Origin of the sequence: Planktothrix serta PCC 8927 (assembly GCF_900010725.2) — a bacterium.
Taxonomy (GTDB): Bacteria; Cyanobacteriota; Cyanobacteriia; order Cyanobacteriales; family Microcoleaceae; genus Planktothrix; species Planktothrix serta.
Map to the genome: position 1 here is coordinate 1 of NZ_LR734887.1, position 6,859 is coordinate 6,859.

Annotated in this window: 6 protein-coding genes and 1 pseudogene; 4 read left to right on the forward strand and 3 right to left on the reverse strand. The window is 38.8% G+C overall.

Annotation, left to right across the window (positions count from 1 at the left end; all coding sequences use genetic code 11):
* Positions 1-935, forward strand: a pseudogene (iscB, locus tag PL8927_RS26370) (RNA-guided endonuclease IscB); the annotation flags it as partial.
* Between the two features lie 563 nt (positions 936-1,498).
* Positions 1,499-1,771, forward strand: a complete 273-nt coding sequence (locus PL8927_RS26380; RefSeq protein ID WP_083624827.1) for a nucleotide exchange factor GrpE — start codon at positions 1,499-1,501, stop codon at positions 1,769-1,771.
* A 371-nt stretch (positions 1,772-2,142) separates the two neighbouring features.
* On the opposite strand, the gene PL8927_RS26385 is transcribed toward PL8927_RS26380, so the two are convergent.
* From PL8927_RS26385 to PL8927_RS26395, 3 genes are all read right to left on the reverse strand, one after another.
* The gene (locus PL8927_RS26385) at positions 2,143-2,970 is read right to left on the reverse strand and encodes a pentapeptide repeat-containing protein (protein WP_083624820.1); all 828 of its coding nucleotides are present in this window, start codon (positions 2,968-2,970) and stop codon (positions 2,143-2,145) included.
* Positions 2,971-3,368: 398 nt separating this feature from the next.
* Positions 3,369-4,283, reverse strand: coding sequence for an N-acetylmuramic acid 6-phosphate etherase (gene murQ, locus PL8927_RS26390; RefSeq protein ID WP_083624917.1), 915 nt, complete (start codon positions 4,281-4,283; stop codon positions 3,369-3,371).
* 37 nt (positions 4,284-4,320) lie between these two features.
* Positions 4,321-4,695 carry a DUF3110 domain-containing protein gene (locus PL8927_RS26395; RefSeq protein WP_083624822.1) on the reverse strand — a complete coding sequence of 125 codons (375 nt, stop codon included), beginning with the start codon at positions 4,693-4,695 and terminating at the stop codon, positions 4,321-4,323.
* Positions 4,696-4,841: 146 nt separating this feature from the next.
* On the opposite strand from PL8927_RS26395, the gene PL8927_RS26400 reads away from it, so the two are divergent.
* Together PL8927_RS26400 and PL8927_RS26405 are read left to right on the forward strand one after the other, a co-directional pair.
* A complete protein-coding gene (locus PL8927_RS26400; RefSeq protein WP_083624824.1) occupies positions 4,842-5,972 on the forward strand; it encodes a class I SAM-dependent methyltransferase in 1,131 nt (376 codons plus the stop codon).
* Positions 5,973-6,116: 144 nt separating this feature from the next.
* Positions 6,117-6,859 (forward strand): calcium-binding protein (locus PL8927_RS26405; protein WP_083626891.1); only part of this gene is annotated, 743 nt, incomplete at its 3' end.

Consider the following 6,859-nt stretch of genomic DNA (forward strand, 5'->3'; position numbering starts at 1 on the left):
TCTTTGGAATCTCGACGTTCATTACGTCGTTCCCGAAGAAACCGTAAAACTCGCTATCGTCAGGCACGGTTTTTGAATCGTACCCGAAAAAAAGGTGGGTCAGCACCCAGTCTTCAACATCGAGTAGAAACAACTCTAACTTGGGTGAACAAATTAATTAAGCTTGCACCCATTGGTTCAATTGTTCAAGAGTTAGTCAGATTTGACTTACAACAACTTGAAAATCCTGAAATCTCTGGAATTGAGTACCAACAAGGAGAGCTACAGGGATACGAAGTTCGGCAATATTTACTGGAAAAATGGAGTAGAAAATGTGCCTACTGTGGGGTTGAAAACGTACCCTTAGAAGTAGAACATATTCACCCCAAATCCCAAGGCGGAACTGACCGAATTTCCAATCTTACTGTTGCTTGTCATGACTGTAATCAAAAGAAAGGAAGTCAAGATATTCAAGATTTCCTATCAGGTAAACCTGACTTACTACATCGGATTTTGAGACAAGCTAAACAACCCTTAAAAGATGCTGCAGTCGTAAATTCAACTCTATTGTCCCACTATTTAATCGATTAAAAGAAACAGGTTTATCTGTTTCAACTAGCTCCGGTGGTTTAACTAAATTCAATCGCACTCGATTAAATCTACCTAAAACCCATTGGCTAGATGCAGCTTGTGTTGGGAAAGTTGAAACTTTAAAGGTGTTAACCAATAAACCTTTATTGATTCAGGCAACAGGACGTGGTACTCGTCAAATGTGTGGTACAGATCAATACGGATTTCCAACGAGACATCGCTCACGAATGCAGATTCATAAAGGCTTTCAGACGGGCGATATTGTTAAAGCTGTTGTTACCAAAGGCAAGAAAATAGGCTTTTATTTGGGTCGAGTTCTCTGCCGTGCATCTGGTAGTTTTGATATTGTTACTCAGAATGGAAGANATGATTACAGATTTTAATGGAGATGAAGATAAGTTACTATTAGCAGGAACTCCAGACTTGTATGCGATTGATAGTTCCCCTGCAAATGTCCCTGAAGGGGTTGCTATTTTCAAGATTAATACAACAAATAACTCAAAACAATTATTAGCAATTGTTCAAGGGGATATAGCATCGACATTTGATAGTAATCAATATGTCTTTATTTAATTCTTTTTAGAACTTGAAACCACCCCTTGCGACCAATAAAATCTTTAATCAAATCCTAGGGGTGGATTCTCCAAACAAACAGAAATTATTCCAGAAGCTATCCCAACAATAAACTGGGAAAAATTGTAAACAAATGTAAACTATTTTAAAGAAACTCCCCGGTTTGTAAATAAATTATTAAAGATTTCATAAAATCCTCTAAAAATTCTCTAAGTTTGTCCTTAAATTAATTATAGAACTATTACAATACAAATACTCACGGGATCACGGTGTTTGTTGATTTTGTACTGACATCTCACCGGATTTTAAGGGAGCATCAAAGTTTTTGTCCGGCGTTAAAAACAATGAAATCTTTATGAAAAAAATAACAGAAACAAAAACTAATTTACCGACTAGAAATATACTTTCTTTCCTGAGTTCAATTGATGGTGTATTAGAAAATTGGGGTTATAAACGAATTGGCATCCCTTGGGAACAAGTGGAATATAATCCCCGATTTCATCAACCCGATGTTAAGGATATTCAACCCGGAGAAACGGTTTATGTTCGCTTTGTTGGATATCGAGATGGGGATAGAATTTGTTGTCCAGCAAAAGTTAGTCGAAAATTACCCAACCCATTAAAATAATATGAAATCCTTAAATTAGTGCTACAGATGGCAAGGGAACAGGGAACAGGGAACAGGGAACAGGGGGAAAAGAAAATAGGGAANACACCAGGAAAGCTTTATAAACTTTTCGGTGATTTTTGAGGAGTTCGCGGTTTTGTTGTTCGCTTGTTTTCCTCTCACAATTTACTAATATACTCGCTTTTTCTGGGAATGTCAACCCCTGTTCCAAAAAAACTTTTTGTTCCTCTCATCCGGCTTGCTGAGGGGGTTTGGGGATTTAAGGGGGTCAAAGAGTCGTTCAAATATAGTGCTATGCACTCTTAGAACAGGGAATAGGGAATAGGGAATAGGGAATGTCTGGATAGAGATTTTTAATTAAATCAATGCCATTAACGAGAAAGAAAAGCACTTAAACTATTACCTGAATTATCATCAAAAATCGCACCTCTACTAATGAGATCATCCTTAACTTCTGCTGAAATCCCTAGGATATATCTAAATTGAGTTTTTTTCACTACGACTTGACTGAGGTTAGCTAGGCTTAAATTAGTCAAACTCAAATTAGCAAAACTCAAATTAGCAAAACTCAAATTAGCTTGAAATAGGTTAGCTTTCGTTAAAACTGCTCGGCTTAAATTGCTTTCTATCAGATTAGTTTTAGTTAGGTTAGATTGGGTTAAATTTGCTCCCATTAAGTTAGCTTGGTTCAAGTTTGCTTTACTTAAATAGACTTGATTGAGGTCGGCTCCTAGGAGATTAGTATTGCCTAAATAAGCCCCACTGAGATAAGCTTTCGTTAAGTCCGTTCCACTAAGATTTGTATGACTGAGGTAGGCTTCACTCAAGTCCGCTTCTCTAAGATTTGCTCCCCTTAAATTAGTCCCTACTAGATTAGAATAACTGAGGTTAGCTTCTCTTAAATCGGCATTTTCTAGGTTCGCTCCCATTAAGTTAACACCGCTCAAATTAGCTTGACTTAAGTTAGCTTGACTCAGGTTAGCTTCAGTGAGGTTAACGCGGCTTAGGTTGGCTTGACTGAGGTTAGCTTCTCTTAAGTCAGCTTTTGTTAAATCAATCCCCTGCAAATCAGCCCCAATTAAATCCTTTTTGGGGTCAATTCCGATCAGTTTTGCTAATTCTAATAAATTATCAGTATTGGCATTAACAAGGGTTTTAATATAGCTTTTGACTTGCTCTCTTAACTCTTTATCATTCATTGTAAAATCTCCACTTCACTTGAATAAGGTTTAATTTTAGTGAGGATTCAATGGGCTGTTGATCCTGGTAATCATACCCAAAAAAATCAGGAGTTAGAAGATAGGAAAGAGAAGCGATGTTAAGTCTCAGCCTGAAATTCCAAGCTGTTCTATGAGAGTATTGAGATTGTATGTCCAGTTGATCCTTAGTCGTTTTGTTTATGTTCGTATTATTTTCAATATAACATTATTTTCACTCATATATGGGACAGTCAGCTTTGAATATTAAATGATATGAAATCTAATTATAGTTGCTACAGATGGGAAGGGAACAGGGAACAGGGAACAGGGAACAGGGAACAGGGAACAGGGAATAGGGAACAGGGAACAGGAGGGAAAATTGTTAATTTGAGAAAATCCTAATTTGGAAAACTGAATACCGCCTGTCTTAATTGTCCTTGATGCTGATCTAATAATTCTTGACCCGATACCGCATCTAATCCTGTCCACTGCATTAATAACGCTAACTTGACCGATTTTCCACTTTTTTCTAATAAAATTTCGGCAGCTTCTCGATTAATTTCGGTCAAATCCATTAATATTCTTAAGGCTCGATCCTGTAATTTTTTATTCGTCACCGCCACATCAATCATGCGATTTCCATAAACCTTTCCTAACTTCACCATCACACTTGTTGAGAGAATATTTAACGCCATTTTCGTCACTGTTCCGGCTTTTAATCGAGTCGAACCTGCTAATATTTCTGGCCCCACTAATAAGCGAATATCCACATCCGCTTCAAATTCCACCTGTTCTACCGGAACACAGGCAATAAACACCGTTTTCGCCCCCCGTTGACGGGCGGCTTGTAACGCTCCCTGCACATAGGGTGTTGTCCCTCCGGCCGTAATCCCAACGATCACATCTAAATAGGTAATTTGGCGCAAAGCGATCGCCATCGCCCCATCTTCTGCCCGATCTTCCAAATCTTCAGAACTGCGAACCAAGGCACCCGCTCCCCCCGCAATAATGCCCTGGACTAATTCTGGAGGGGTACAGAAGGTGGGGGGACATTCCGCCGCATCCAAAACCCCCAGACGGCCACTGGTGCCCGCCCCAACATAAAATAGTCGCCCTCCCTGATGCAATGCAACAGTGGCGAGATCAATCGCTTGGGCCAACGATTCACGGGAACGGGCGATGGCCAGTAACGTTTGTACATCTTCCCGGTTGAACAAATCCACTAATTCTAAAGAACTGAGTTGATCCAAGTTCTGACTATTAGCGTTGATTTGTTCGGTTAATAAATGTCCCCGCGACTCCCACTGTTCCATATTTAACTTAACCTTGGATTGTCCTAGTTTGACCCATTCATAATAACCCTTCCAGTCGTTTGCGAATATCATCCAGTTCAGGAGAGCCTAAATTAGACTCTACCTCCACCTGTTTCTCCGCCTCAACTTGCCAGTCGGTTTCATCGACATTATGTTCCGGGGGAATGGCCAACTCTCCAGATGCCACTAATTCCCAGTCATAGTCAACACTCTGGCAAAATTCTTTAATTTCTTCTTCGTCCAGGGCTTCAACCTTAGCAGTCGGGAAATCTTGAGCCTCCAGAAGCACGCCAAAGCGGGTGGCATCATCTTCGTCTTCAAACATTAACACTTTATTGCGATCGCCCATCTGAATCGTATGAATCCCCTCATTTTCTGTTCCGGCATTGAACAGCAGCACGTAAACTCGCATAGCTTTCCATGAAGTTTTGATAACTATTGCTTTACTATCTTACTGCCAAAACGTCAAATTTTTTCCTGGGGTGGCCTGATTGTTTTGGGGAACAGTCTTCTGTAAGATGAAATTGCGAGGAAAACTTCTATTTTTTAAAACAGTCAATGCAGCTTGTTGATTTATCTCGTCAATCCTTAGCCCTACAACGGTTTATTCAAGATCAAACCTTATTTCCTGCTACCTTTAATTCCGCTATTTGTGATCAGGATGAAATGTATTTATTTGCTTTAGCGAATCATCACACACCGGATCGGGCTTGTATTCGTTATTATTTTAATGGTCGTCGAATTTTAGATACTGTCCGACAGGTTTTAAACTGGCATTTTGGGGATTTGAGTCAAATTTCATCTTTCTTAGATTTTGCCAGTGGTTATGGACGTTTTACTCGGTTTTTAGTTCAAGATATTCCTCCTGAAAATATCTGGATTTCTGATATTTATGCTCAGGCGGTACAATTTCAAAGGGAACAGTTTGGCGTTCAGGGAATTGTTTCTACGACCTATCCACAGGATTATCCGATTCAACAATCCTTTGATTGTATTTTAGCCTGTTCTTTTTTTAGTCATCTTCCTGAAGCGACATTTTTAACCTGGTTACAAAAACTCTATGCTTTATTATCTCCTCAAGGAATATTAATGTTTAGTGTTCATGATCGAGAACTATTACCGCCCCATTTAGCCATTTCAGCCTCCGATCTTTTATTTGTTCCCAATAGTGAAAGTCAAACCTTAGATGTGAATGAATATGGCACAACTTATGTCGGTGAAACCTTTGTTGCTAATTGTTTAAAAACCATAAGTCAGGGAGAAGCAATTTATTCTCGAATTCCTAAAGGAATTTGTCGCTATCAAGATTTATATTTAGTCACCCGCAACCCTCAAAAACCCTTATCTTCTTTACAATTTAATCACCATCCCCAAGGAAAAATCGAACAGTGTGAATTAACCGAAGCCGGAAACCTTTTAATCAAAGGATGGGTATCAGAAATCAATCCTAATAGCCAATTAAAAGAAATTTTAGTCTTCATTAATGGAACATTAATAAAAAATTGTTTATTATCTTCTCAACCCTCAGCTTCTGACTCTCAATGGTCTTGGTCTTATCAACTTCCCCTGGCCAAAATTTCTCAGCAAGACATCATTCTGATTAAAGCCGTCAATACTCAAGGCTTAGAATGGGTTTTTGAAACAACGACGGTAGAAACTTTAATTCAAACCTATACGGTCTTTTTATAAATCCTCTTTTTTAATATATTTTATCAAAAGTTAAAAACTATTAATACATAGTTTACGAATTATCTCTGAAAGAGAATAAAAAAACCTCCTGATTCTATACTCAAATCAGAGTGTACTACTTCAGATTCTTTACCCTTAAGTACAATGTCAAATTTGCAACCAGTATCTAACCCCGTACCTAGAGAAACCCAAATCTCTACCCTACAATTAATTATGTTTGATAGTGAAGTCGATACCCTGATTGGAGGAGAGGGAGCAGATTCGTTCTTTTTGCGTCAAAATGGAGATCAAATTCCTCCCTTAACTCCGGCTGCGTCTCTGATTGGTACTAACCAAGACGATACTTTAGAAGGAACGAGCAATCGTGATGTTATCCCCGGTCGGGATGGAAATGACATGATTTCCAGTTTCCTGGGAGATGATTTTATTGAAGGACAAAATGGCAATGATATTCTGTTTTCCGGTCAAGGAAATGATTTAGTCATCGGAAGTTCAGGAGTTGATACCCTGTTTGGTGATATCGGAGTTGATACCGCTTATGGTGGGTCAGAAGAGGATATCGTGTTTGGAAATAACGACGCAGATACTCTGTTTGGAGATGGCGGGGATGATAGTATTTATGGCGGTCAAGGAAATGATAGTCTGATTGGCGGGACTGGAAACGATTTACTATTAGGCGACCGGGGAAATGATACCCTTTTAGGTATTTCTAGTGATAGTTTAGGATATACCATGATTACAGATTTTAATGGAGATGAAGATAAGTTACTATTAGCAGGAACTCCAGACTTGTATGCGATTGATAGTTCCCCTGCAAATGTCCCTGAAGGGGTTGCTATTTTCAAGATTAATACAACAAATAACTCAAAACAATTATTAGCAATTGT